The sequence below is a fragment of the Calothrix sp. 336/3 genome, assembly GCF_000734895.2.
Classification (GTDB): Bacteria; Cyanobacteriota; Cyanobacteriia; order Cyanobacteriales; family Nostocaceae; genus 336-3.
Genome location: NZ_CP011382.1, coordinates 5,597,626 through 5,621,949 on the forward strand (window position 1 = coordinate 5,597,626; position 24,324 = coordinate 5,621,949).

At 41.1% G+C, this 24,324-nt stretch carries 26 protein-coding genes; 14 read left to right on the forward strand and 12 right to left on the reverse strand.

All coding sequences use genetic code 11. The annotated features are described in order from the left end of the window. The first annotated feature begins 383 nt into the window (after positions 1-383). Positions 384-2,819 carry a phosphoketolase gene (locus IJ00_RS23325; protein WP_035157267.1) on the forward strand — a complete coding sequence of 812 codons (2,436 nt, stop codon included), beginning with the start codon at positions 384-386 and terminating at the stop codon, positions 2,817-2,819. 337 nt (positions 2,820-3,156) lie between these two features. On the opposite strand, the gene IJ00_RS23330 is transcribed toward IJ00_RS23325, so the two are convergent. Next, positions 3,157-3,627 carry a tetratricopeptide repeat protein gene (locus IJ00_RS23330; protein ID WP_035159515.1) on the reverse strand — a complete coding sequence of 157 codons (471 nt, stop codon included), beginning with the start codon at positions 3,625-3,627 and terminating at the stop codon, positions 3,157-3,159. Between the two features lie 451 nt (positions 3,628-4,078). On the opposite strand from IJ00_RS23330, the gene chlP reads away from it, so the two are divergent. Beyond that, positions 4,079-5,299 carry a geranylgeranyl reductase gene (gene chlP, locus IJ00_RS23335; RefSeq protein WP_035157270.1) on the forward strand — a complete coding sequence of 407 codons (1,221 nt, stop codon included), beginning with the start codon at positions 4,079-4,081 and terminating at the stop codon, positions 5,297-5,299. A gap of 108 nt (positions 5,300-5,407) precedes the next feature. Here chlP and IJ00_RS23340 read toward each other — a convergent pair whose 3' ends face one another. The 3 genes from IJ00_RS23340 to IJ00_RS23350 all read right to left on the reverse strand — a co-directional run bounded on the left by IJ00_RS23340 (position 5,408) and on the right by IJ00_RS23350 (position 8,148). Further along, a complete protein-coding gene (locus IJ00_RS23340; RefSeq protein ID WP_035157271.1) occupies positions 5,408-6,451 on the reverse strand; it encodes a DUF1611 domain-containing protein in 1,044 nt (347 codons plus the stop codon). After that, entirely contained in the window at positions 6,451-7,488 is a 1,038-nt protein-coding gene (locus tag IJ00_RS23345) for a dipeptide epimerase (RefSeq protein ID WP_035157274.1), read from the reverse strand. Before IJ00_RS23345 ends, IJ00_RS23340 begins: the two co-directional genes overlap by 1 nt. 93 nt (positions 7,489-7,581) lie before the next feature. Then, positions 7,582-8,148 carry a Uma2 family endonuclease gene (locus IJ00_RS23350; RefSeq protein ID WP_035157277.1) on the reverse strand — a complete coding sequence of 189 codons (567 nt, stop codon included), beginning with the start codon at positions 8,146-8,148 and terminating at the stop codon, positions 7,582-7,584. 155 nt (positions 8,149-8,303) lie between these two features. On the opposite strand from IJ00_RS23350, the gene IJ00_RS23355 reads away from it, so the two are divergent. Next, a complete protein-coding gene (locus IJ00_RS23355) occupies positions 8,304-8,861 on the forward strand; it encodes an NUDIX hydrolase (RefSeq protein ID WP_035157281.1) in 558 nt (185 codons plus the stop codon). 57 nt (positions 8,862-8,918) lie between these two features. Here the strand turns inward: IJ00_RS23355 and IJ00_RS23360 are convergent, their stop codons facing one another. Beyond that, a complete protein-coding gene (locus IJ00_RS23360; RefSeq protein WP_035159516.1) occupies positions 8,919-9,821 on the reverse strand; it encodes a nucleoside hydrolase in 903 nt (300 codons plus the stop codon). Positions 9,822-9,859: 38 nt separating this feature from the next. Here IJ00_RS23360 and IJ00_RS23365 point away from each other — a divergent pair, with 38 nt between their 5' ends. Further along, positions 9,860-10,291 (forward strand): nucleoside deaminase, encoded by a 432-nt coding sequence (locus IJ00_RS23365; protein ID WP_035157284.1) that lies wholly within the window; start codon positions 9,860-9,862, stop codon positions 10,289-10,291. Positions 10,292-10,361: 70 nt separating this feature from the next. Here IJ00_RS23365 and rbsK read toward each other — a convergent pair whose 3' ends face one another. Next, positions 10,362-11,285: a ribokinase gene (gene rbsK, locus IJ00_RS23370; protein WP_035157287.1), complete on the reverse strand. Its 924-nt coding sequence runs from the start codon at positions 11,283-11,285 to the stop codon at positions 10,362-10,364. Between the two features lie 342 nt (positions 11,286-11,627). Here rbsK and IJ00_RS23375 point away from each other — a divergent pair, with 342 nt between their 5' ends. Together IJ00_RS23375 and IJ00_RS23380 are read left to right on the forward strand one after the other, a co-directional pair. After that, on the forward strand, positions 11,628-12,011 hold the full coding sequence (locus tag IJ00_RS23375) for a calcium-binding protein (protein ID WP_035157290.1): 384 nt from the start codon (positions 11,628-11,630) through the stop codon (positions 12,009-12,011). Between the two features lie 47 nt (positions 12,012-12,058). Further along, entirely contained in the window at positions 12,059-13,282 is a 1,224-nt protein-coding gene (locus IJ00_RS23380) for a patatin-like phospholipase family protein (protein WP_046814904.1), read from the forward strand. On the opposite strand, the gene IJ00_RS23385 is transcribed toward IJ00_RS23380, so the two are convergent. Beyond that, a complete protein-coding gene (locus tag IJ00_RS23385; protein ID WP_035157294.1) occupies positions 13,251-14,555 on the reverse strand; it encodes a diguanylate cyclase domain-containing protein in 1,305 nt (434 codons plus the stop codon). The genes IJ00_RS23380 and IJ00_RS23385 overlap by 32 nt on opposite strands. A gap of 748 nt (positions 14,556-15,303) precedes the next feature. Further along, positions 15,304-15,666: a dihydroneopterin aldolase gene (gene folB / locus IJ00_RS23390; RefSeq protein WP_035157296.1), complete on the reverse strand. Its 363-nt coding sequence runs from the start codon at positions 15,664-15,666 to the stop codon at positions 15,304-15,306. A gap of 133 nt (positions 15,667-15,799) precedes the next feature. Between folB and menD the strand changes: the two genes are divergently transcribed. Together menD and menB are read left to right on the forward strand one after the other, a co-directional pair. Continuing rightward, entirely contained in the window at positions 15,800-17,518 is a 1,719-nt protein-coding gene (gene menD / locus IJ00_RS23395; protein ID WP_035157299.1) for a 2-succinyl-5-enolpyruvyl-6-hydroxy-3-cyclohexene-1-carboxylic-acid synthase, read from the forward strand. A gap of 205 nt (positions 17,519-17,723) precedes the next feature. Further along, positions 17,724-18,569: a 1,4-dihydroxy-2-naphthoyl-CoA synthase gene (gene menB, locus IJ00_RS23400; RefSeq protein WP_371259622.1), complete on the forward strand. Its 846-nt coding sequence runs from the start codon at positions 17,724-17,726 to the stop codon at positions 18,567-18,569. An 88-nt stretch (positions 18,570-18,657) separates the two neighbouring features. On the opposite strand, the gene IJ00_RS23405 is transcribed toward menB, so the two are convergent. The 4 genes from IJ00_RS23405 to IJ00_RS29750 form a co-directional block, all read right to left on the reverse strand. After that, entirely contained in the window at positions 18,658-18,996 is a 339-nt protein-coding gene (locus IJ00_RS23405) for a hypothetical protein (RefSeq protein ID WP_035157301.1), read from the reverse strand. A gap of 682 nt (positions 18,997-19,678) precedes the next feature. Continuing rightward, positions 19,679-20,191 (reverse strand): hypothetical protein, encoded by a 513-nt coding sequence (locus IJ00_RS23410; protein WP_035157302.1) that lies wholly within the window; start codon positions 20,189-20,191, stop codon positions 19,679-19,681. 30 nt (positions 20,192-20,221) lie between these two features. Further along, positions 20,222-20,554: a YtxH domain-containing protein gene (locus tag IJ00_RS23415; RefSeq protein ID WP_035157304.1), complete on the reverse strand. Its 333-nt coding sequence runs from the start codon at positions 20,552-20,554 to the stop codon at positions 20,222-20,224. A 156-nt stretch (positions 20,555-20,710) separates the two neighbouring features. Beyond that, the gene (locus IJ00_RS29750; RefSeq protein WP_238178382.1) at positions 20,711-20,899 is read right to left on the reverse strand and encodes a hypothetical protein; all 189 of its coding nucleotides are present in this window, start codon (positions 20,897-20,899) and stop codon (positions 20,711-20,713) included. Positions 20,900-21,401: 502 nt separating this feature from the next. Here IJ00_RS29750 and IJ00_RS23425 point away from each other — a divergent pair. The 6 genes from IJ00_RS23425 to IJ00_RS23450 all read left to right on the forward strand — a co-directional run bounded on the left by IJ00_RS23425 (position 21,402) and on the right by IJ00_RS23450 (position 24,296). Next, the gene (locus IJ00_RS23425; protein WP_035157308.1) at positions 21,402-21,662 is read left to right on the forward strand and encodes a sulfiredoxin; all 261 of its coding nucleotides are present in this window, start codon (positions 21,402-21,404) and stop codon (positions 21,660-21,662) included. A gap of 90 nt (positions 21,663-21,752) precedes the next feature. Then, on the forward strand, positions 21,753-22,238 hold the full coding sequence (locus tag IJ00_RS23430) for a Dps family protein (RefSeq protein WP_035157310.1): 486 nt from the start codon (positions 21,753-21,755) through the stop codon (positions 22,236-22,238). 97 nt (positions 22,239-22,335) lie between these two features. After that, the gene (locus IJ00_RS23435; RefSeq protein WP_035157311.1) at positions 22,336-22,581 is read left to right on the forward strand and encodes a type II toxin-antitoxin system Phd/YefM family antitoxin; all 246 of its coding nucleotides are present in this window, start codon (positions 22,336-22,338) and stop codon (positions 22,579-22,581) included. Next, the gene (locus IJ00_RS23440) at positions 22,578-22,976 is read left to right on the forward strand and encodes a type II toxin-antitoxin system VapC family toxin (RefSeq protein ID WP_035157313.1); all 399 of its coding nucleotides are present in this window, start codon (positions 22,578-22,580) and stop codon (positions 22,974-22,976) included. The genes IJ00_RS23435 and IJ00_RS23440 overlap by 4 nt, the downstream gene beginning before the upstream one ends. A gap of 185 nt (positions 22,977-23,161) precedes the next feature. After that, positions 23,162-23,614: a hypothetical protein gene (locus tag IJ00_RS23445; protein ID WP_168163522.1), complete on the forward strand. Its 453-nt coding sequence runs from the start codon at positions 23,162-23,164 to the stop codon at positions 23,612-23,614. 31 nt (positions 23,615-23,645) lie between these two features. Next, positions 23,646-24,296 (forward strand): helix-turn-helix domain-containing protein, encoded by a 651-nt coding sequence (locus IJ00_RS23450; RefSeq protein ID WP_035157317.1) that lies wholly within the window; start codon positions 23,646-23,648, stop codon positions 24,294-24,296. Positions 24,297-24,324 lie beyond the last annotated feature (28 nt).

Consider the following 24,324-nt stretch of genomic DNA (forward strand, 5'->3'; position numbering starts at 1 on the left):
CTTTACGGATATATTCTTGGCTGCTATTCCTTTATCTCACCTGATTTTCCCAATTACAGGAGATTAAAACTTTCTAAAAAACTCCTGGGGAATACAGAGATATAGTAGTAATATCAACAAAGAATTACTTAATACTTTTGTGTGAAAAATCACACTTGTCTAGTATCTTCAGTAATTTTTTACCTCTATCTAAAGTCACAAATATTCTCACAAATCAGATATAGCTGTAATCAAAAGTGTAGGACAAACAAGGATTTACTCAAGTAAATTATGTGGTTTTTTTGCCATGGAAAACTCGCTTTTGATGCAGCTTATTGTGTTTTTTGAGACTAGAGATTGCATATCCTTTGCTGAAGTCAAACGTCTAGAGAGACACTGAAAATATGGTTGCAACACCCAACAGACCAAAGACAGAAGCTTCCATCAATGCATTTGGCATTGCCAGAGCCACCATTGAGGGTACACCTCTAAATTCTGAAGAACTACGGAAAATTCATGCATACTGGCGTGCTTGTAATTATTTAGCAGTGGGGATGATTTATCTGCGAGATAATCCCTTGTTAAGAGAACCACTAAAACCTGAACATATAAAAAAACGTTTACTAGGACATTGGGGTACAAGTCCCGGCTTATCATTTGTATATATTCACCTGAATCGACTGATTAAAAAATACGACCTGGATATGATTTACTTAGCGGGTCCAGGTCATGGTGCGCCCGGTGTTTTAGCTCCGGTATATTTAGAAGGAACCTACTCTGAGGTTTACCCAGATAAAAGTGAAGATGAAGAGGGAATGCGGAAATTTTTCCAGCAGTTTTCCTTTCCCGGTGGGGTGGGTAGCCACTGCACTCCCGAAACTCCAGGTTCGATTCATGAGGGTGGTGAGTTAGGTTACAGCCTATCCCATGCCTATGGTACGGTTTTTGACAATCCCCATCTGATTAGTGTTGTGATGGTTGGCGACGGGGAGTCGGAAACAGGACCTCTAGCCACTGCTTGGCATTCCAACAAGTTTATCAATCCAATTCGGGATGGAGCGGTGTTACCAATTCTCCATCTCAATGGTTACAAAATTAACAACCCGACAATTCTGGCTCGAATTAGTCATGAGGAGCTAGAGAACCTATTTCGCGGTTATGGTTATATACCCTATTTTGTCGAAGGTTCCGACCCAGAAACCATGCACCAGGCGATCGCCGCCACCCTGGAACACTGTATTCTGGAAATCAAAAGAATTCAACATGAGGCGCGTACAAGTGGTGTGGCGAAACGTCCCCGCTTCCCGATGATTGTGCTACGCACTCCTAAGGGTTGGACTTGTCCTGCTGAAATTGACGGACATAAAGTAGAAGGTTCCTGGCGATCGCATCAAGTACCCCTATCAGGAGTGCAAAATAATCCTGAGCATCTGGGAATGTTAGTTGATTGGATGCAAAGTTACCAACCGGATGAGTTATTTGATACAGACGGTCGGTTAATTCCGGAACTCAAGCAGTTAGCTCCCCTTGGTATCCATCGGATGAGCGCTAATCCCAATGCTAATGGTGGTTTACTGAAAAGAGCCTTAAGGATGCCTGATTTTCGGGAATATGCAGTGGAAGTCCACAAACCCGGACAAATTATGGTGGGAAATACCCAGCCCCTGGGTGCATTCCTCCGGGATATCATGGCTCTCAACTTGAATAATTTCCGAGTCTTTGGTCCCGATGAAACCACTTCTAACAAGTTAAATGCAATTTACGAAGTCAGCAAAAAATTCTGGATTGCGGAATACTTTACAGAAGATGGGGATGGTGGGGAATTATCTCCTGACGGTCGAGTTATGGAAATGCTGAGTGAGCATACTCTAGAAGGTTGGTATGAAGGGTATCTCCTCACTGGTAGACATGGTTTCTTCTCTACCTATGAAGCATTTGTCCATGTGATCGATTCCATGTTTAACCAGCACGCTAAATGGTTAGAAATCTGTAATCATCTGTCTTGGCGAGAAAAAATTGCCTCCCTCAACTTGTTGATTACCTCGACTGTGTGGCGACAAGATCATAATGGTTTCACCCACCAAGATCCTGGTTTCTTGGATTTAGTAGTGAATAAGAGTCCCGATGTCGTGCGTATTTATCTGCCACCAGATGTCAATTCCCTATTATCCGTTGCCGATCACTGCTTGCGAAGTGAAAACTATATCAACGTCATTGTCTCAGACAAGCAGGAACATTTACAGTTCATGGATATGGAGACGGCAATTAAACACTGTACCAAAGGTATTGGTATCTGGGATTGGGCAAGCAACGATCAAGGACATGAACCTGATATTGTGATTGCCTGTGCTGGTGATATTCCCACCCAGGAAGCATTAGCTGCTACCGCACTTTTACGAGAGGAGTTTCCAGACTTAAAGATTCGCTTTATCAACGTGGTGGACTTGTTCAAGTTAATGCCAGATACAGAACATCCCCACGGTTTGAGCGATCGCGACTTTGATAGTCTGTTTACCCTTGATCAACCAATCATCTTTAACTTCCATGCTTATCCTTGGCTAATTCATCGTCTTGCCTATCGTCGTCATAATCATCACAATATGCACGTACGTGGCTATAAGGAGAAGGGAAATATTAATACGCCCATGGAGTTGGCAATTAACAATAACATTGACCGCTACAGTATTGCCATTGATGTGATTGACCGCGTATCTAAATTAAAAGTTGCAGGCGCTCATGCCAAGGAGAAGTTCAAAAACTTACAAATTGATTGTCGTAATTACGCCTATGAACATGGTATTGATAAGCCGGAAATCGTCAATTGGAAATGGTCTAGTTAAAGCTGTCTTTATTCAAGATAGACATCTTCTAGAAACATAGAACTTATCATGAGGGGGCATTCAGGTTAATTTTTCTGTCAAGAGATAACCTTGTTTGCCCTTTTCCTTAGATGACATCCACAAAATTCACTGTTTCAAAAGCTACATAGTATATACAATTACTAGTAACTTTGATTATCTAGCCATGGCAAATTCCAGCAATATCTCCCACTCATATTTACAGTCAACTACTATTATTACTGGTAGTATTGCTATCACCTGATAACCGACGAAATTAACTAATTAACACACAGTCATACTCAGACTATTTCCCATCCACTGTACCCTGTAATACTTGCTAACTTATGCGGAGAGTACATTCTAGAATTAGACGTTGATTGATTAAAGAATAGGGTTGAATTTCTAAAGCGCGTTGAAAACATCTAATAGCTTGACTGTAATCACCAGTAGCTAAATAACATAATCCCATGCCATGTAAAGCACCAAAATGGACAGGATTTAACTTTAAGACTTCTTCGCAATCATTTAAAGATTTTTGGTACTGACTGCTAGTGTAGTAAAGAAAAGCACGGCGGTTCCAAGCCTCAGCAAAATCCGGCTGATTATGAATTAATTCAGTTAGTATTGCTTCCGCTTCTACTGATTCTCCTGCGTCTAGTAATTTTTGGCTACGTTCAATCATCTCTAGCCCATAAATACCTTTTTGTTGGAACCACAAACGCCATAGTTTTCTCGTTGCCTGTTCCCGTACATTCTCGTCGGGGTTTCTCAAATCTTCCAGTAAGGAATTGACAAACAAAGAATCCATAAAATGCCTATTTGTATATAAGTTATTATCTTTTAAATTTCGCACAAAAATATCTCAGATTTTCATTCTTCAACTTAACTTTGAAAAAAATTCGTGGAATTTGCGGATATTTGTGATTTATGCAAATTTTTAGCAAGTTTTTTGTAATCATTAATACCGATAATTGAAGATTTGATGAAGTTTTCATGGATAAATCACCGTATTTTTATGGTGAGGTGGTGACTCGCGGATTTTGCCTGGAGTCATTTGACTCAATCACCTATTTCAGCAAGGAGGCTCACACCGAGCAAACATGGCAGTAATCTATACAGATAATCGATAAACAGCAATACTTTATGGCGAAATATTACGGAATATTGCATTTCCGTCAAATCCTGTTGCGAAGTCGAGATAACAGCTAAAAGTCCGTGATAGGATGCTTTGGGTAAATAAAAAGATAGGGAGAAGACCTTTGACACTACGGGTTGCTGTTGTTGGCTCAGGTCCAGCTGGTTCATGTGCTGCCGAAACTCTGGCAAAAGCTGGCATTGAAACATATCTCTTTGAGCGGAAACTGGACAATGCGAAACCATGTGGCGGGGCGATTCCCTTATGCATGGTAGATGAGTTTGACTTACCACCAGATATTATTGACCGCCGTGTGCGAAAAATGAAGATGATTTCCCCTTCTAATCGGGAAGTGGATATCAATCTGATAAATGAAGACGAATATATTGGAATGTGCCGTCGTGAGGTTCTTGATAGTTACCTACGGAACCGTGCGGCAAAATTAGGCGCTCATTTAATTAATGCCACAGTTCATAAATTAGATATTCCCGGCAATAATAAAGACCCATACACTATCCATTATGTAGACCATACAGAAGGTGGCGCTCAGGGTATTGCCAAAAGTCTCAAGGTTGACTTGATTATTGGGGCAGATGGTGCCAATTCTCGCATTGCTAAGGAAATGGATGCAGGGGATTATAACTATGCGATCGCCTTCCAAGAGCGTATCCGCATCCCCGAAGAGAAAATGGCTTACTACGAAGATTTGGCGGAAATGTACGTGGGAGACGACGTTTCTACAGACTTCTACGCTTGGGTATTCCCCAAATACGATCACGTAGCTGTGGGAACTGGTACTATGCACGTTAACAAAGCCAGCATTAAACAACTACAAGCTGGAATTCGTGCCCGTGCTGCTAAGAAACTCGAAGGTGGTAAAATCATCAAGGTAGAAGCTCACCCGATTCCTGAGCATCCCCGTCCCCGTCGAGTGGTAGGAAGAATTGCCTTGGTTGGTGATGCTGCGGGCTATGTCACCAAGTCTTCCGGTGAGGGTATTTATTTTGCGGCGAAATCTGGCAGAATGTGTGCCGAAACCATTGTGGAAGTCTCCAATGGTGGTGCGACTATTCCCACAGAAGCCGATTTGAAAATTTACATTAAGCGTTGGGATAAGAAGTACGGCTTGACTTACAAAGTTTTGGATATTCTCCAAACTGTATTCTACCGTTCCGATGCCACCCGCGAAGCCTTTGTGGAAATGTGTGGTGATTTAGATGTACAACGTCTCACCTTTGACAGCTATCTCTATAAAACTGTCGTTCCTGCTAACCCCATTACACAACTGAAAATTACTGCCAAGACTATTGCTAGTTTGTTGCGTGGTAATGCTTTAGCACCCTAGTTGCAAGTTACATTTTGAATTTTGATAGATAGCGCGGTGAAACGGAAAGTTCTTTTGTGATTTTTCGTTTTCCCGCGTCTTGTTTTATTAAGAATTATTGGACTAATATCAATTACTCATAACTGCATCTAACAAAATTTCTGCCCCGAAGCGTACCACATCTGTGCAAGGCAATCCAGTTTCTGTTTCTACCAGGGCGATCGCCTGTTTAGCTGCTGTCTCATCTAGGGCGCTGGTGTTTAAAGCGATACCGACTACAGGTACGGGAGCAAAGGCTCCGGCGGCTGTTGCCACGGTTTCATAGAGCTGCACAACTTCCTTGAGGGGTGGTATTTTCACGCCTTCGATGACTTCTGTTTGCCCTGCACGATGAACGAGAATCATCTGGGTGGGTTGGGAACCACGTATCAATGGTAACGTGGCGGTAGAACTAGGATTCAGTAGGGAACCTTGCCCCTCAATATGTAAAATATCGTGGGTTTTACCGTAGCGCATTACCATCTGTTCCACAGCTGCTGCGGCAAAATCAACGCGAATGGCATCTAAGGGTATACCATCCCCTGCTAATAGTAAGCCTGTTTGTCCCGTTGCCAGGAATTTAGAGCGTCTACCTTTTAACTTTGATGCCCAGTGTAGCTCTAAACTGGTAGACATCTTGCCGACTGCCATATCTGTACCAACCGTCAATACACGACGACAGGGAAGAGTACGGGCGATCGCTGTTGCCACACCACCAATATTTCCTGGCTCTTTACGCACATCCCAAATAATCTGCCCTGGTTTGAGCAATGCTTTCAACTCTGGCATATTGGCTAGGGGTGTATGTAAACCGTTGACAATGGACATTCCGGCGGATACTGCATCTTTTAATTCATGCCAATAGTCATCGGGAATGGCACCTCCTTTGGGAGCAATACCAATTACCAATACCTGGGGTTGATATTTCAAGGAGTTAGTCACCGAATCAACGATGGGTACATCTCGTTTAATACCTGTTATATCTTGTAAAGATTGTCCCACGGATTCCCGGTCAATGACGGCGACTATTTGCGATTCGCTGTAACGTAAAACCGATAATCCAGTTTTACCGCGAGATGTTTTAATTCCTTCATGGAGAAGAATCGCTATTTTCTGATTCAGTGGCAAGCGCACTATATATTTACTCCCAAACCTGGTAAATCTGTCGGTATCACTTTTCCCGATTGCCAAGATGCACCGCTAAATGGATCATCTCGCAAATTCAGATGACTATCTAAATCTAAATAATCTGCTAGGGGTGCAAGGTGTGCAGCTGCGGTATTTGACAGGGTACTGTCGGAATAACAGCCGAACATGACTTGTAAACCCATGGCTTTGGCGGTATGTACCATACGGTATGCTTCTGTCAATCCTCCCGATTTCATCAATTTGATATTGATACCATCTACATAGTTTACCAATCGCGGAATATCTCTGCTGGTAAAACAGCTTTCGTCGGCGAAAATCGGTAGGGGGGAATGTTGTTTGAGGGTAAGTAAATCCGCTTCTTTGCCCTTTGCGAGGGGTTGCTCTACGTACTTAATCCCAATTTCTGCCAACCATTTACACATTTCCACTGCATCTGAAAGACTCCAACCCCCGTTAGCATCTACGTATAACTCTAATTCTGGAGCTGACTCCCGTACTGCTTCTAACATTTTTTTGTCAGCTAGAATCCCTTCAGGATTACCGAGTTTGACTTTTAAAACCTGAACATCGGTAAATTCTAGCCAATCCTGGGTTCTAGTTTGGGCTGCTTCCGGGGAACCGATACCAATTGTCACCGATGTGGGGGCGATCGCGGCTAAATTAAGTCCCCAGATTTTCCACAGGGGCAATCCCACCTGCTTACCTAACCAATCATATAACGCCATATCTAGGGCGGCGATCGCTCCGGAAGGAATATTTTTTTCCCATAGTAATTGTTCAATTTCCTGACGTTGCCACGGTTGGAATTTTGCTAAATCTGGAGCAATTCCCAGTAATGCATCCTGAATTAATTCTGTTGACTGTTGATGACTACCAATACTAAAAGGACAAGCTTCTCCCCAACCTTCAATCCCTGCATGGGAAATCCTTACCCAAATATTATTAGTTTGCGCTGTTGTTCCCCGACTAATCGTCAACGGAAAGCGTTTATTGACAGTAAAAATTTCCACATGAATCTGCATACATCCTTATCCTAAATTTATTTATAGCTGCTCACACAATTAAATCTGAAATTATTTATATTTGGCTGATAAAATTTTATATCTACATAATAATCAAGATATTTTTACTTCTTCATAAATTGCTGCAATGTCGCAGCGAAAATTAATACTGTCAAATTCTATTGTTTCTCCGGCAGCAAATCGAAAAAGCTCCCATCTTCCCTTTTCATTTTTGCGGAAACACTCCACATACATCCTATCTTGGGAAACTAATACATATTCTTGCAAAGAAGGTAAATAACTATAATCTTGAAACTTTTTACCTCTATCAAAGCCCTCTGTGGAATCTGAAAGTACCTCAATGATTAAACAAGGATGACTTTTAAAATAATCAGTTCCTTGGTCACGAGTATCACAAGTTCCCATCACGTCAGGATAAAAGTAGCGATTAATTTCCTCCACTTGCACTTTCATATCTGCCATGTAGACACGAGAGCCACTACCTCGATGATGGTTTCGTAGTAACATATATAGATTCCCTGTGAGGGTGACATGGGCATCACTTGCCCCCGCCATTGCATAAACTTCACCATCAATATACTCATGCTTTATTTGACTTGTTTTCTCCCCTTCTAAGTATTCCTGGGGTGAAGTATAATTAGGCTGTGGATTTGTAACCATATATTAAATTTTGCAATTTCAGAATTTATATCAAATTTTAGCAATGAATCCCTAGCTCAGGCAAGGTTAGTGATAGATAGACATAGGGCGATCGCTATTTTTACTCATTCTATTATCTGTAAATATCTATCAGCTTCATGAAAGTTATTTAAATTATGAAAAAATCAAAAAAATGGCAAATTCTCAACTCGCAAATGGTTATCAATCATCCTTGGTGTCAAGTCAGACAAGATGAAATTGAACTTCCTAATGGTAAAATAATTGATGACTACTTCGTTTATCTTAAGCCAGAAATTGCTCTCATTTTACCAATTACCAGCAATCAAGAAATTGTTTTTGTCAGACAATATCGTCACGCTGTGGGGGAGTTCTTTATGGAATTGCCTGCGGGAAATTTTAACCCGAAACAGGAAACCGCAGCCACTGCCGCGCAACGAGAATTACTTGAAGAAACTGGCTATTTAGCCGAGAATCTGCGAGCAATTGCCACCTTATATGACAAACCTAGCAAAGATACTAACCAAATACATTTATTTCTGGCTGAAAACGTCGTTAAAACTTCACAACAAAATTTAGATATCACAGAAGATATAGAAATTGTTTTAGTCCCGAAGAATCAAATTATTCAGAAAATCCAACAAGGTGAAATCTCAGTCGCAGGTACGGTAGCCGCTTTATTTTTAGGATTAAATTTACTAGTTTCGGGAGAATAGATGACAAGTAAAGAGTAATATATTCACCACTCATCACCCATTCATGAAAATTAAATTTTACCTTGCCCACTGCTGTAAAATATAACTATAAAACCACTCCTTATTCACAGCATCCATTGCTAATATTTTCCTACCTCCAGGTACTACCTTAGTTCTTCCTTGACTCATACCAGAAGTGATAATTTCCGTTTCCCATTCTTTTAAGGTGAAAGCTTCAGGATTACCCAAGTATGCTGTTGCTAAAACATCCCAAGCATAATAATCCTGGGGAATTACCAAAGCGTAACATTGCCCAGCTAAATCAGAAATGGGAAATTGTCTTTGTTTACCTAACTTCTGCACAAATTTTGGTGTCACAGGTACAGTATTTGTAATATCCAAAGCACACATAATAATTTCTATCTGACTTTGCCATACCCGTGCTACCGCAAGGGCATCCCAATAAGCATTCCATTCGGCAGAACCATCTTGCCCCGGTTCCCAATTTTTTTCCACATTTCCTGGAACATTTAATGCACCACCCATCCAAATAATTCGTTGAATTTTATGTGTAATTTCTGGAACTTTATCCAGAGCATAGGCAATATTTGTTAAGGGACCAGTTGCCATGATAGTAACTGGTTCTGGTGCTGTTTGTAGAGCTTTGATCAGAAAATCTTGCCCCAATTCATCAACTAATTTTGTCTTAATAACTTCCTGTTGATTGAGAATCGGTAAATTATCAACAACAAAGGAATCACGACGATAAAGATAGGGAAAAGCATTGATTCCTCGCACCGTACTTTCTGCTACTGGAATACTTTCGCCCCCCATTAAGTCTAAAATTTTGCGAGTGGCACTTACCGCAGGTTGGGCATAACAATCAGCAGGGGTGACAACGACACCGAGTAGTTGAATATGCTCCATGGTCATCAGTAGCATAGTAGCAAGATAATCATCTACACCACCGTCGTGATCCATTAATACAAGTTCTTTTTTAGACATGGGAGATTTTACCAATGGATGAATTTATGCAAGCTGCCATAGACGAGGCAAAACAAGGGAGACTGGAGGGAGGTATACCCATTGGTTCCGTTCTCGTTAAGGATGGTGAAATCCTGGGTAGAGGACGTAATAAACGGGTACAGGAAGGCGATCCGATTACCCACGCGGAAATTGATTGCCTGCGTAATGCTGGCAGAATTGGCACCTATAAAGGTACAACACTTTACTCTACACTGATGCCGTGCTATCTCTGTGCAGGGGCTGTGGTACAGTTTGGGATAAAAAAGGTGATTGTGGGTGAGTCGCGAACTTTTCCCGGTGCGAAGGATTTTATGGTGTCGCGGGGTGTGGAAGTAATTGATTTGGGTTTAGATGAGTGCGAGGAAATGATGAGTAATTTTATTCAAGAGATGCCGGAATTATGGAATGAGGATATTGGGAAATAGTAGGGATATTTCCATTGGGTTCAATTCAACGGGAAAGGGAAAGACTATTTTGTTATCCATTCCCTATTTCCTATTGCCCATGTAACATTAAAAACTCATTCAAGGTAAATCTATCTGGTAGGGAGGGTTGAGCGCCGGATTTTGTTGCTGTTAATGCGCCGGCTGCGGCACCCCAAATCACCGCTTGTTGTAATGTTTTACCTTCAGACAGGGCAGTTGCTAAAGCACCATTAAAAGCGTCACCTGCGGCAACTGTATCGATGGCAACTACGGGGAAAGCTGGGGTAAAAAATGTTTCGTGATTCGTGGCGCAGACGACACCCTGGGAACCAAGTTTCACGATCGCCGTTTTCACACCTCGTTTTTGCAGGATTTGGGCTGCTTTTATGGCTGAATCAACATCATTGACGGGAAAACCCACCAATTGCCCTGCTTCTACTTCATTGGGGGTAATAATATCTACCAGGGGGTACAGTTCATCTGGTAAATTAGATTCGACTGGAGCAGGGTCAAGAATGACGGTGACTCCTGCTTCTGTGGCAACTTTCGCTGCTGCGAGTACCGCAGAGATAGGAATTTCCAGTTGTAATAATAAGGCGGTGGCTTCTGGTAATAAATCGGACATTCTGTCTACGTCTGCTTGACTAACATTTCCATTTGCCCCAGGAATGACGATAATTTCATTTTCTCCCCCATCATCGACGGTAATAATTGCCACACCGGAACTAACTGTTTCATCGATAAAAATATTTTTTGTTTCCACCCCAACAGTTTGCAAATGATGCAAAAGCTCTGCACCAAATCCATGGGAACCAACTCTCCCAACAATGTGGGTTGTCACCCCTAATTTTGCTAGGGCAACTGCTTGATTCGCACCTTTACCACCGGGTGCTTTAAAAAAATCTCGTCCTCGCAGCGTTTCTCCAGGAAGAGGTAGACGGGGTGCGGTGGCAACTAAGTCTATATTGATGCTGCCAAAGACAATGATACTCATAGAGGAAAAATGGATGTGACAGATGTTGCATATATTGCAGGATAATTATAGGCTGCCATGGGAGGTGAGGAACTTGGATGACATAAATTGTTGACTTTTTTCCTGCCTTCTATTCCCTTGTTTATACTGAGTAAGTTGCAGGATTTTTCACTAGTATAATTATCCTTTTTTGGCAAGTATCTGGTATTAAGCCGGAATGGGCAAGTAAAATAATTCTTGACTTTTAGTAGCATATATAGTAGTTTTCAGAAATAAATTTTCAATTGCGAAACAACTGTGAGTCGAGGTTTCCTCGAAGCCAAGCTTTTAAAGATGTGTTTTGAAATTTTCTAGGGGTGATGTATGGCAAGTGTAGAATATGATGAAGTCAGAGAAAAACGCATAGAGGAAGAAGTTTTAGTTGATACGGATAATGATAAAGAAGAAAGGGCAATGGGCTGGTATTATTACCTGGATGATTGTTTAAATGTCCCTTTTAATGCTATTTGGATAAAGAAGAGTCGGAAGTCTCCTACTCCTCAAGAAATAGAAGTGGAGGTGTTAGGAATGGCTCCAGAGGATGATTGTTTGCGAGATATGTTTGTGGAAGTGGCATATCTGAATGGAAAGGAAGATGATGTTTATTCTGCTAAGTTATCTGAATTAAAAGTTTTGGATGCGGATGAAGATACTCAAGAGGCGATCGCCGATTGGATGTATTGGATAAATCGCGGATATAAGTTTTAAATCAGTTATAATTTATAGGTGGTTGATTGGGGTGATTTAGGCGATATATGCCTTTGCGAATTTTAAGTTTAGATGGGGGCGGTATTCGCGGTTTAATTGCAGCAAAAATGCTCGCTGTGATTGAGAAGCAACTGAATCAACCACTGAATAAATATTTTGATTTAATTGCTGGCACTTCTACTGGTGCAATTTTAGCAACGGCGATCGCCACGGGTTGTAGTAGTCAGGAAGTCATTGATTTATATAGGCAAAAAGGAAAAATTATCTTTCCCTATCAAAGCCGATTTTCTTGGAAACGTTTACCGTTAATTTGGCAGTATGGTATTTCTGCTCCCAAGTTTTCTGAGGATGGTTTAATTCAAGTTTTACAAGAAACTTTTGGTACTACGAGACTATTTGATATCTCACAACCACTGTTATTAGTTGTTGCCTATGATACGATTAATCGTGAACCAATCATCTTTAAAAATTGGCGTAAAGATAAAGCCTACGGAAATGTTCCTCTGTGGGAAGTTTGTGTTTGCTCCACATCTGCACCGACTTACTTTCCGGCACACAAATTAGATAAAACAGTTCAAGGAACAGTTATTGCTGCTAGTCAAGATACAATTACCTTAGATCAGAAAGCTACCGTTGGCGAGCGCGTCTATGAAAAGTTAGCAGTAAAAATTATTGATGGTGCTGGAAAAGGACAAGAAAGAATTATTCGTGACTACTGTGGTTATCTCCGTCAAGGCAAATTAAATCTTCCTTGGGATACTATACCAAATCATAGTTCTACCTATGTGATTAAAAGTATATACTCTGCCATTGATGGGGGGGTTGCTGCGAATAATCCTTCCAGTTGTGCAGTTGCGGAAGCAGTTAAATTGGGCTATCCTCTATCGGAAATTTCTGTCTTATCTCTGGGTACTGGTGATCCCACACGAGTTATTACCTTAAATCAGGCACGTAGCTGGGGATTGTTACAATGGGCACAACCTTTGGTGGGAGTGGTGATTGATGGTACATCCGATGTGAATGAGTATATCACCCAGCAAATTATTGGCGATCGCCTATTGCGTTTACAGTTTAAATTGGATCGACAGTTAACTGGCAAACGTTTAAGCGATGATATTGATGATGTCACCCCAGAGAATATCAATAACTTAATCGAAGCGACGGAAGTCTATATGAATCAACCCCATATTCAAAGAGCTGTAGAGAAATTTTTCCAGACACCTCAAGTCATGCAAACCCTCAACTCTCCATTAATTCCGGATCAAAAATAATATAACCATCCTTACCGATTTCCTTAGCACGGTACATCGCACTATCTGCGTCTCGCAGTAAGGCTCCAGCTTCTTCATAACCATTACCACTTAAGGCAATACCAATACTAGCTGTGGTTAATATTTTGTATCCATTCAGTTGTAGAGGTAAGGAAAGACTTTCACGGATACGTTTGGCAACATTGGTTGCATCGGAGACATCTTTGATATCCTCTAGGAGAATCGCAAACTCATCCCCACCAAACCGAGCAACAGTATCACCACTACGAATACAGGATTCTAAACGACGGGCGATCGCCACTAGAAAATCATCTCCCATTCCGTGACCAAAGCGATCGTTAATTCCTTTAAAACCATCTAAATCTAGGAATAATACGGCAAAATGGAAATTTAAGCGCCGTTTACAACGCTCTAAAGCTTGCCTCAACCTATCCAAAAATAAAATCCGATTCGGCAATGCCGTTAACCCATCATAAAATGCATTCCGCGTCAGTTGTGCTTCAATTTGTCTACGTTCTGTAACATCTTGAAATACCAACACAGTACCCGTAATATTGCCATACTCATCCCGTACTGGAGAAATATTATCAGCAATGGGAATTTCTCCTCCATTTTTAGTGATGAGTGTGAATTTGTCAGGTAAAGGTAAAGTTGTACCTGTTTCCATGACTTGAAAAATTAGATTCGCAATCGTCTCTCCACTATCTTTATCCACAATATTCAGCACCTCTTGAATATATTTACCAGATACTTCTTCTTTGCGTAATCCAGTAATAATTTCTGCGACGGAATTCATTAATTGAACTCTGCCATAGGTATCAGTTACTACTACAGCGCTACCCATATGATTCAGTATTGCTAGGAGACTATACTTCTCTTGCTCAGAGGTGGATTTGATGTGATGCTTGTAGAGCGCCATTTCCACCGCAATATGTAAATCCTTTTCAATAAAAGGCTTGAGAACGTAACTAAAAGGTTCCCGTAAATGGTAGTACTGGTGTAAATTTTTATATTCCGAATAATCCGTTAAATATAAAACGGGAATATGGAAATTATTTTGAATAATCTCTGCAACTTTTACTCCATTGAATTCTCCTGATAGGCAGATATCTATTAATACTAAGTTGGGGTGAATTTCTGCAACTTTCTTTATAGCTTCTTCACCGGAATTAGTAATTTCGGAAACTGTATATCCTAACCTATTTAAGCTATTCCTAATATCTACGGCTAGGAGCTTTTCATCCTCAACAACTAGGATTTTTGGGGAAACCATGCTAGAACTACCTGTTTGCTAAGGTTCAGATTCTGTCAACGCTAACTGATTTTAAAGGAGAGTAATCCTATCATAATAAATCTCTCCAACGGCTGTGTCATCTTTTGACAAAATCCTCACCAATCGTCGTCAATTATGCTACAAAATGCCATTTTCACAAGGCAATGAACCGATTTCACTAATCTTATACAGTTAATATCCTATGATTACAGTGCGCAGTGTTACTAAATTTTTGTGCGCTGAAAGTGAGGGCATACTACGGTATTTACTGAGGAGAATCCCAATGTTTAAACTGTTCATCTAAAAATTAATAAAGTGCAGCAAGTAACCAAATAGATGCTCAAGATAAAATATTGACCAAGGTTTAAGTATGCGAATAAATTTGATTTTTTTTGGCACTGACTATTTTCTGAGGAGATTATCTTGAATTATCAAGACTTATAGTCTTTGCTGAAATTATTATTTGCAGAGTAAGTTATTTTTTATCCTGAAAAATGGTTATGTTTTATACCCTTGTATCTCACTATTAAAAGGGGTTATTTAGATTTCCGTAGTAGAGAAAATTTATAAAGTTTTGAATATCTGGAACAGATGCAATTCAGTATGGATATTAGCTGTTTATATTCATAATTCTTTACAAGGAATTGAGAAATTAGCTGGGGATAGTTTGGAAATTCTTTTACCCCAATTATCGGCAAATACTTGCAAGAGGGAGTCGGGAACAGATACCCCATTCCCTTTCTCCCCCTTAATCCCGACTTTTAGTCACTTCTAGGCTAATTCTGCCACCAAAGTCAGGTATAGGAGCCGCAGGTTTACTGAGAATCACTTGTACTTGGGTGACGCGATCGCACTCCTGTAAAATGGCATCGGCGATCGCTGTAATCAGACGTTCAATCAAGGAAAATTTGCAGGTTGTGATCATCTGTTTCACCAAATTGATGACACTGCGGTAATCTAGGGTATCTTCAATGGCATCTGTTTTGCCCGCAGTACTAATATCCAGCCACAGCTTGACATCCACCTCAAACCACTGTCCTAACACCTGCTCTTCCGCCAAATAGCCTGTGTAACCATAGGCACGAATGCCACTCACATGAATGCAATCCATAGGTACGTAATATTTACAAGTAAAATGCCTTATGGATTTTATCGGAAAAATGTTGAAAACTCCGAGATATGATCAGCGACTGGGGGTATGAAGTTTTAAGATTAAATATTGTCTTCCTGCTGACACTGATTTCATGCCAATTGGTTTCCGTAATACAAATGAACTTTGGGCAAGCGTCTTAACACAGACATTGCAAAACCTGGGTTTAACCACTGCTGTCATTTGCCCCGGTTCACGTTCGACACCCCTTGCCATCGCTTTTGCCCTATCCCCCCACATCGAAGCCATATCTATCCTAGATGAGCGTTCTGCGGCTTTTTTTGCCTTGGGTAGGGCTAAAATTACAGGTGTACCAGTGGCTTTAGTTTGTACCTCTGGAACCGCAGGAGCAAATTTTTACCCCGCAGTCATTGAAGCGAGGGAAAGTCGTGTTCCCCTATTAATTTTGACAGCCGATCGCCCTCCAGAATTACGGGATTGTTCTTCAGGGCAAACCATCGATCAAGTTAAACTTTACGGTAATTATCCCAATTGGCAGACAGAATTAGCCTTACCTCAAGCAGAGATGGGAATGCTGGCATATTTGCGGCAAATGGTAGTTTATGGTTGGGAGCGATCGCTATTTCCCACTCCAGGAGCTGTTCATTTCAATCTACCTTTCCGTGACCCCCTCGCCCCTCTTCCCGATGGTATAGATATTGATATTGATATTCAAAAATTTACTTCTTCCTCCCTTTCCCCTTTCTCCATTCCCCCTGCACCCTGCCTCCTGCCCCCAGAGTGGCAAACCGAGCGCGGTATAATCATTGCCGGAGTTGCCCAACCCCAAGAAGCAGAAAAATATTCCCAGGCGATCGCCTCCCTTGCTCATCACCTCAACTTTCCTGTACTCGCAGAAGCACTTTCCCCGGTGCGAAATTATGCTCAACTTAATCCCAATCTGGTTTCTACCTACGATTTAATTCTCCGTAACCAGCAACTAGTATCCCAACTCACACCAGATATTATTATTCAAATTGGTGCATTACCCACCAGCACAGCACTTCGCAACTGGTTAAAAGCAAATCAACCCCGAACTTGGATTATAGATCCTAGCGATCGCAACTTTGACCCCCTCCACGGCAACACCACCCACCTCAGAGTCAACATCACGGAAATTTCTCCTCCACCACCAAATTTTTCCCCTTCTCCCTACCTGAAAAGTTGGTTAGATATAGATAAACAGGTGAGACAAGTAATTAACCACACCTTTAGTCACACCACAAATCTCTTAGAAAGTAAAATTCCCTGGATACTCTCCCATATCCTTCCACCTGGTACACCACTCTTCATTGCCAACAGTATGCCAGTACGGGATATGGAATTTTTCTGGCAACCCAACAATTTAGCAATTCAAACCTACTGTAATCGCGGTGCTAATGGGATTGACGGTACCCTTTCCACGGCTATTGGTATGGCACATCACCAACCTAGCAGTGTCCTACTCACAGGAGATTTAGCCCTACTTCATGATACAAACGGCTTTCTTCTCAACCAGAAATTTCAAGGTCATTTAACAATTATTCTGATTAATAATAACGGTGGTGGCATTTTTGAAATGTTGCCCATTGCCCAATTTGAACCACCCTTTGAGGAATTTTTCGCTACTCCCCAGGATATTAATTTTGCTCAGTTATCCGCAACCTACGGTGTCAGCCATGAGTTGATTACTTCCTGGGAAGAGTTACAGGCAAAGCTCAACCCCTTACCCACCCAGGGTATGCGGATTTTAGAAATTCCCACCAACCGCAAAATAGATAGCCAGTGGCGACAGAAATACCTCAGTAATTTTGCTAGGAATTTAAGTATTTAGTAGAACTGATATTTATCCACAATAGAGTTAGGCAAATGAATGATAAACTTTCCGTCTGCGAACACTCCTTCTCTATAATCTCCATCCCAAGTCATAGACAAGGGTTTGAGATTCTGGCAGAATTGCTGCCTAGTGCCACATATTTTTTAGCAAAATATAATTTCCGGGTATTTATACCTTTCCCTGTTCCCCTCAACCTTTTCCCATGACAGAAACCATCTCAACTTCCTGGCAATCAGCCAAAACCTACGAAGATATCCTCTACCATAAAGCCGATGGCATTGCCAAAATTACCATTAATCGCCCCCATAAACGCAATGCTTTTCGCCCCAAAACCGTCTTTGAACTCTATGAAGCTTTCTGCGATGCCCGTGAAGATACAAGTATCGGCGTTGTTTTATTTACGGGAGCCGGACCCCATACTGATGGCAAATATGCTTTTTGTTCCGGTGGAGACCAAAGCGTCAGAGGACAAGCGGGTTATGTCGATGATGCAGGCATCCCTCGGCTGAATGTATTAGATTTACAGCGCCTCATCCGTTCCATGCCCAAGGTAGTTATTGCTTTGGTTGCTGGCTATGCCATTGGTGGAGGTCATGTTTTACACTTGATTTGTGACTTGACAATTGCCGCAGATAATGCAATTTTTGGACAAACTGGTCCCAAAGTCGGTAGTTTTGATGGGGGTTTTGGTGCTAGTTACCTAGCGCGGATTGTAGGACAAAAAAAAGCCCGTGAAATTTGGTTTCTTTGTCGTCAGTATGATGCCCAACAAGCTCTAGATATGGGTTTGGTGAATACTGTAGTACCAGTAGAGCAACTAGAAGCTGAAGGTATCCAATGGGCAAGGGAGATTTTAGAAAAAAGCCCGATTGCGATTCGTTGTCTGAAAGCTGCCTTTAATGCTGATTGTGACGGGCAAGCTGGGTTACAGGAACTAGCAGGAAACGCCACTCTGCTCTATTACATGACAGAAGAAGGTGCGGAGGGTAAACAGGCATTTTTAGAGAAGCGATCGCCTAATTTTCGTCAATATCCCTGGCTACCTTAAAATCTCTCACAAATAAAAATAGCTAGTTGCCAATGATGATTTATCACCCTTCAGCAATTAGCTATTCCCCCCAGTTTTTGGGTAATATTTAACACTCTACACTACTGAAATTCGTCTCCAATGACATCACTAATTCCTCTGTTTTTGGCGTTTCTGCTGCCAAACAGCTCACTGTTGTTTCTATCGGTACAGCAGTAGTCTGTGTATGTAAACGATGACTGAGAACCGAATGTGACACCTCCGGTAAACTCCACACATCTTCCAGTGTTTCCCAGGAAGGTGCAAATGGTGGTAGAGCTAGGGAGCAAGCTTTCCATTTCGCTTGTACTGGTGCACCTAACTGTTGGCATACTCCACCACGTCGCCCCTCAGGTTTGTAATAACGACAGTATCTGCAAGCTGAAGTTAAAAACTTAATCGGTGTCATATTAAGTGCCGTTGGGGGTGTGTTTACATCTCTTATTTTGCGTCTATATATAAATGCCGTTTTTCGCCAAAAAGCATAATTTCATCTAGGTTTTAGGGATTATTTTGTCAAAAATAACTTTAGAATCTTTTTAGGTTTATGTTATATATGTCAATTATCTTGTTTATATTTAGATACACTTTTTAATACAAGTTATTACTATAGTAATTTGCTGCTAAATAAATAGGGATCAAGACTAAAAGGATAGTTTTTGATATACTCGCATTTTGCAAAATTGCCAAAAATGATACAAATGCCCATAATTGTATTTGGATAGATGGTAATTTTTGATATATATACAGTTAATCTGCACTGTGCTTAAGCTGGATTCTCTTGCCCGATTTATCCTGGGGTGTATCCAATACGAATAAATATTTGCTGTCGGATGTAAAGTCGTCACCAGATGATTCTCCACATCTTCAGTGACCCATTTTATTTCTGGCTACATCCAGCCCATCTCATCCTGGACAATTCAGCGATTCGTCCCAGTATCCTATAGGCTTACTATGGAAGCCCATACCTCTAAGCTACTCCCTATTTTGCCAGCTAGATATTTATGTATAAATTCAGACAATAAATTTTGCAAGTCCTGAGTGACTTTTTTAACACTGACCTGATTTTTTAACCAGGGCAATCCTACTATCTACTCATCCTCTTCTAGATGACCTTCCTCATTCCATTGTCCATCTAATTGGGAATTACGTATATACTGTCGGAAGTTTTCCCGCTCTCGTAAGTTTAATGTCTCTTTTGATGTCAGAGGTAAACGCTCTAAATTACGTCTAGGGGTTTTTGTGCGGGTAAAGGTTTTCCACGCAGCTTTCGCGCCCACAAAAAGACTACGTGTACCAACTTGAATATTTTGGGCTTGCTGTTTAGCACTAGTCAGACTTTGATCTACTTGCTTCACCACTTGGCTAGCACTTCTTACCCCTTCACTGACATCATCAGTTAAATCTGTAATTTCCACCCCTGTCATCCGAATCGCTTCTAGGGTAGGAGGTAATTCACGAGAAAGGGTATCAAAAAACTTTTCTGCACTGCGAGCTGCACGAGCTAATTCCTGCAATGCAGGGATTGCCGCCACTAAAACAGCAGTTAAACTGGCGGTGACGAAAAGAATAGATAATCCCAGCCAAAACAGGGGTTCGCTCACAGTTATTCCATTAGATTGGTTTTGTTGCTTTTAGGAGAGAGAATCTGATTTTTCAGAGCTTGTTTCTTTGGTTAAAGCTTGGCTTTCTTTTTGAGTAGCATCAACACCGGCAGCGATCGCCTCCCGTAAACGCTCTAAAGTCTCATCCCAATTACGCACAGCATTTGTAGACAGCCGATCCGCTTGTATTTGTATACTCGTAGATAAATCCTCCGCCAAGTCTGGCAAAGCATCCGCAGATTTTTTGAGTAATTTGCGTGTTTCACGTCCTGTGCGTGGAGCCATAAGCAACCCTGTCAAAGTGCCGACGGTAGCTCCTAGTACTAAACCACCAATAAACATGACCGAACGCTTTTTAGACATTTTGCTATTTCTCTCCTTAGACCCATTTTATGGGTGTTTTGACGCTCTACAAGCTGAAAAATACTCACAGAAATTGACATTAGTGACAGTATAGCAGTCGAAAATGTTGCCTTCACAAGAGTTTTAGCCCTTGCCGTCTGATAATTAAATTAATTTTCAGGCTCGGCGAATCTTACGGAAGTAACGCCGCCAAATCCGTTGCCCCATAACGATTAAGTATAAAATCTGCTGTAATTGATATATCTGTAAACTTAGGCTCTGATTAATCAATCGCAGCTGAGAAATATTCTGTTGAGCTAAATACATACACTGGGGGGCTTGTTCTAAAACAGCATGACTACTCATTTCGGCTGCTACAAACCAGTTTCCAACCCTGCTGATTCTCTTACGTATCTGCCAGACCCGCCAAGCTACATACAATAGTAATAGAGAAATCAACGTATTAATGATGACGATGATTAGAACCATTCAATACCTGTAGCATTAACCAGAGTTGTTATTGTAGCCTGGTTTTGCCTTGGATTGCATATTTGTTTGCAAAATACGCCACAAATTCAGCGTTCGCTCTAGCGGAACGGAGTTCCATCGCCATAAACCTATGTACACCAGGTAAGGATGAAAGGTTGTCTTTCCCCTGGAATTTCTTGGAGAGGATTGTCTTAAGAACTAAATTTTTTAACTTTGTTCTGTTACTTGCATAATAAAGTCATAACGACTATGATTAACCTATAGCTGTTAAAAATCTAACACCGCGATTCACAGAATTGATTGCGGTTCATCTCAACCCCCAGTTACTGCCATACACGGGCAACAAACAAGGTTCTAATTTATACAGCAGTCGTTAGATATGAAAGTTCAAGCAATCCCTCTCAAGGAAATTCGCCGACCTTTACCCCGAACAAATGACCCCAGTAAAGTCCAAGCGCTAATGGCATCAATTCAAGAAATTGGGCAACAAGAACCAATAGATGTCCTAGAGGTGGATGGGCAATATTACGGATTTTCTGGGTGTCATCGTTACGAAGCTTGCCAGCGTCTGGGACAAGAAACGATTATTGCTAGAATTCGCAAAGCACCTAGAAGTGTGTTGAAAATGCATTTAGCCTAAAGGTAATCAGGATTCTATTAACCATTTCTTATCCCTAGCTGTGACGGAAATCTCATATTCTGTTCTTATTACTTCAATCGGAGAAAAACTATGGCTACCTCTGTAAAGAATGTAAATATTGGCATTGATGATGACAAAAGAGCCAAAATAGCCGACGGTTTATCCCATCTTCTCGCAGACACCTATACCCTATACCTGAAAACCCATAATTTCCACTGGAATGTTACTGGTCCGATGTTTCAAACTCTACACCTGATGTTTGAGACACAGTACAATGAATTGGCGTTAGCGGTAGACCTGATTGCTGAGAGAATTCGGGCTTTAGGTTATCCTGCACCTGGAACCTACAGTGAATATGCAAAACTGAGTTCTATTCCTGAGACTGTCGGTGTTCCGAAGGCAAAGGAAATGATTAGTTTGTTAGTAGAAGGACAAGAAGCAGTAGTTCGGACTGCGCGTTCTATTTTTGCCGTCGTTGATGAAGTGAATGATGAACCTACAGCAGATTTGTTAACTCAAAGAATGCAAGTCCATGAAAAAACAGCTTGGATGTTAAGAAGTTTATTGGAAGAATAAGCTTACAAAAGGCGGACTATGGCGATTTTGGCTTGACACTTGTATTACAAAGCCCGATTGAAGTAAACTAAGTTTATAGACTTAGTCTTATGGAAATATGGAAACTGTAAATATCCATCAAGCCAAAACAAATCTCTCGCGCCTTTTGTCCCGTGTAGAACTTGGAGAAGAGATTGTTATTTCCAATCGAGGCATCCCAATTGCAAAGTTGGTTCCATTTCATACATCATCCAATCGACGAGCTAGTTTAGGGCTGGATCGAGGACGGTTTATTGTGCCCAATGACTTTGATGCTCCTTTACCGGAAGATATCTTGGCTGCATTTGAGGGTGATGAAGCGTGAAGCTTTTGTTGGATACCCAAAGCTGGTTATGGTGGTTTGCTCAACCAGAGCGGTTGAGTGAGGAGGCAATTACAAACATTGCCGATGAAACAAACGAATTATGGTTCTCGGTCGCCAGCGTATGGGAAATTGGTATTAAAGTTGCGATCGGAAAGTTGCCATTGCCAGAACCACCAGGTCGCTACATTTCTAGCCGAATGGGACAGTTGGGTGTGAGATCCCTAGAAATCACAGCAACTCATGCTCTCCAAGCTGCTGCACTACCTTTACATCATCGAGATCCCTTTGACAGAATGTTGATTGCACAGGCTCAAATTGAGGGGATGACACTTGTAAGCGCCGACTCAATGTTCAGTCACTATGAAGTTTCTATTCTTTGGACAGCCAGTATATAAGAACTTCCTAACACTCTAACCAAATCTCCATCGGATTCTCAGAGATATCTGACGATTCCAATTTCGTGATAATCATGGTGAGCAACCAGTCAGGAATGTGATTGCCATGCTTTCGGTTAATTTATGAGTCTTCACTTCAAAAAACAAATTTACACATTTGGGATTTTCCCGATTGACTTTGGCACATGAGTCTGAAAGTGTTTGGTATTACTACTATGATTCTTTGTCTTGTCGCTTGCGGGAAAGTTATGACATTAGATGAGGGATTTGACCCCAAAAAACTCTATGAAAATAGTTTTAGTAATCCTGTAAATGATATTGAGAATTTACAAAGTGGTGGTTTTGTTTGGCAAGAGACGGATATTTGGATTAAATTTACAGGCAAACAGACCATTAAGCTGCGTGATCAAAATCAATATCGATTAGGAAGCTTGGCAGAAAAAACTTGGCAGCGTGATTGGTTCATCCAAGAATTATCGAAACAAACGGGTGGCATCTCTGCTAGTGATTTACAAAGTCTCAAGGATTTAAATCATCTGCAATATTTTCAATATCGTAGTTCTAGTAATGTAAATAAGGCGTTGCTGTACAATAATCGTAGCCAAACCTATTATTTGCGAGTTTGGAATCATTCATAAAATTTGTTTAGGCAATCTATCAATCTAAATAATGTCTCATTCTCCCTTCACCCCTAAATTACAAGCATTAATGCAAAAAGTAGGGATTTCCAGTTTTCAAGCTCTGAGTCAAATCACTGGAGTCTCAAAAAAACAAATTTTGCGCTTACGAAGGGGGGAAATTGCCAAAATGCGAGTCCAAGTATTAACTAAGTTAGCCACAGGATTACAGATATCTTTGCCGCAATTAGTGGCAGAATTTTCCCAGGAAGTCGAAACACAAAAGAGCGCCCCAGAAAACCATGATTTATTGCAACAGATAGCTGATTTGAAAGTAGAGTATCAGCATATACAACTGCAACTACTACAGCAACGTGAATTGTTACAACAGGAATTTCAACAATCAACCATACAACAACTCGAATCTTTATTGCTACAATTCCCCACTGCTGCCTATAAAGCTAGGGAAAATCCTCAGCTACCAGCAGTGAATATTTTACCTTTGATTCAGAAGCCCCTAGAACAACTTTTACGGCAATGGGGTATTGAGGCGATCGCCACTGTGGGTGCAGAATTATCCTATGATCCACAACAGCACCAACTCATGGCAGGAACTGCCCAACCTGGAGAATTGGTCAAAGTTCGCTACATAGGCTATCGTCAGGGAGAAAAGTTATTGTACAGAGCAAAAGTCAGTAAGTAACCATGGTGAATTTGTAATTTGCCAGACT

What these genes read in the sequence shown, in the direction of transcription:
- IJ00_RS23385 (WP_035157294.1), bottom strand. Translation starts at nt 14,555, where the DNA reads ATGGTTTCCCCAAAAATCCTAGTTGTTGAGGATGAAAAGCTCCTAGCC.
- IJ00_RS23430 (WP_035157310.1), top strand. Translation starts at nt 21,753, where the DNA reads ATGGCTACCTCTGTAAAGAATGTAAATATTGGCATTGATGATGACAAA.
- menD (WP_035157299.1), top strand. Translation starts at nt 15,800, where the DNA reads ATGCCAATTGGTTTCCGTAATACAAATGAACTTTGGGCAAGCGTCTTA.
- IJ00_RS23355 (WP_035157281.1), top strand. Translation starts at nt 8,304, where the DNA reads ATGAAAAAATCAAAAAAATGGCAAATTCTCAACTCGCAAATGGTTATC.
- IJ00_RS23325 (WP_035157267.1), top strand. Translation starts at nt 384, where the DNA reads ATGGTTGCAACACCCAACAGACCAAAGACAGAAGCTTCCATCAATGCA.
- IJ00_RS23375 (WP_035157290.1), top strand. Translation starts at nt 11,628, where the DNA reads ATGGCAAGTGTAGAATATGATGAAGTCAGAGAAAAACGCATAGAGGAA.
- IJ00_RS23415 (WP_035157304.1), bottom strand. Translation starts at nt 20,554, where the DNA reads ATGTCTAAAAAGCGTTCGGTCATGTTTATTGGTGGTTTAGTACTAGGA.
- IJ00_RS23365 (WP_035157284.1), top strand. Translation starts at nt 9,860, where the DNA reads ATGGATGAATTTATGCAAGCTGCCATAGACGAGGCAAAACAAGGGAGA.
- menB (WP_371259622.1), top strand. Translation starts at nt 17,724, where the DNA reads ATGACAGAAACCATCTCAACTTCCTGGCAATCAGCCAAAACCTACGAA.
- IJ00_RS23350 (WP_035157277.1), bottom strand. Translation starts at nt 8,148, where the DNA reads ATGGTTACAAATCCACAGCCTAATTATACTTCACCCCAGGAATACTTA.
- IJ00_RS23425 (WP_035157308.1), top strand. Translation starts at nt 21,402, where the DNA reads ATGAAAGTTCAAGCAATCCCTCTCAAGGAAATTCGCCGACCTTTACCC.
- rbsK (WP_035157287.1), bottom strand. Translation starts at nt 11,285, where the DNA reads ATGAGTATCATTGTCTTTGGCAGCATCAATATAGACTTAGTTGCCACC.
- IJ00_RS23360 (WP_035159516.1), bottom strand. Translation starts at nt 9,821, where the DNA reads ATGGATCACGACGGTGGTGTAGATGATTATCTTGCTACTATGCTACTG.
- IJ00_RS23435 (WP_035157311.1), top strand. Translation starts at nt 22,336, where the DNA reads ATGGAAACTGTAAATATCCATCAAGCCAAAACAAATCTCTCGCGCCTT.
- folB (WP_035157296.1), bottom strand. Translation starts at nt 15,666, where the DNA reads ATGGATTGCATTCATGTGAGTGGCATTCGTGCCTATGGTTACACAGGC.
- IJ00_RS23405 (WP_035157301.1), bottom strand. Translation starts at nt 18,996, where the DNA reads ATGACACCGATTAAGTTTTTAACTTCAGCTTGCAGATACTGTCGTTAT.
- IJ00_RS23445 (WP_168163522.1), top strand. Translation starts at nt 23,162, where the DNA reads ATGAGTCTGAAAGTGTTTGGTATTACTACTATGATTCTTTGTCTTGTC.
- IJ00_RS23450 (WP_035157317.1), top strand. Translation starts at nt 23,646, where the DNA reads ATGTCTCATTCTCCCTTCACCCCTAAATTACAAGCATTAATGCAAAAA.
- IJ00_RS23330 (WP_035159515.1), bottom strand. Translation starts at nt 3,627, where the DNA reads ATGGATTCTTTGTTTGTCAATTCCTTACTGGAAGATTTGAGAAACCCC.
- IJ00_RS23380 (WP_046814904.1), top strand. Translation starts at nt 12,059, where the DNA reads ATGCCTTTGCGAATTTTAAGTTTAGATGGGGGCGGTATTCGCGGTTTA.
- IJ00_RS23345 (WP_035157274.1), bottom strand. Translation starts at nt 7,488, where the DNA reads ATGCAGATTCATGTGGAAATTTTTACTGTCAATAAACGCTTTCCGTTG.
- IJ00_RS29750 (WP_238178382.1), bottom strand. Translation starts at nt 20,899, where the DNA reads ATGAGTAGTCATGCTGTTTTAGAACAAGCCCCCCAGTGTATGTATTTA.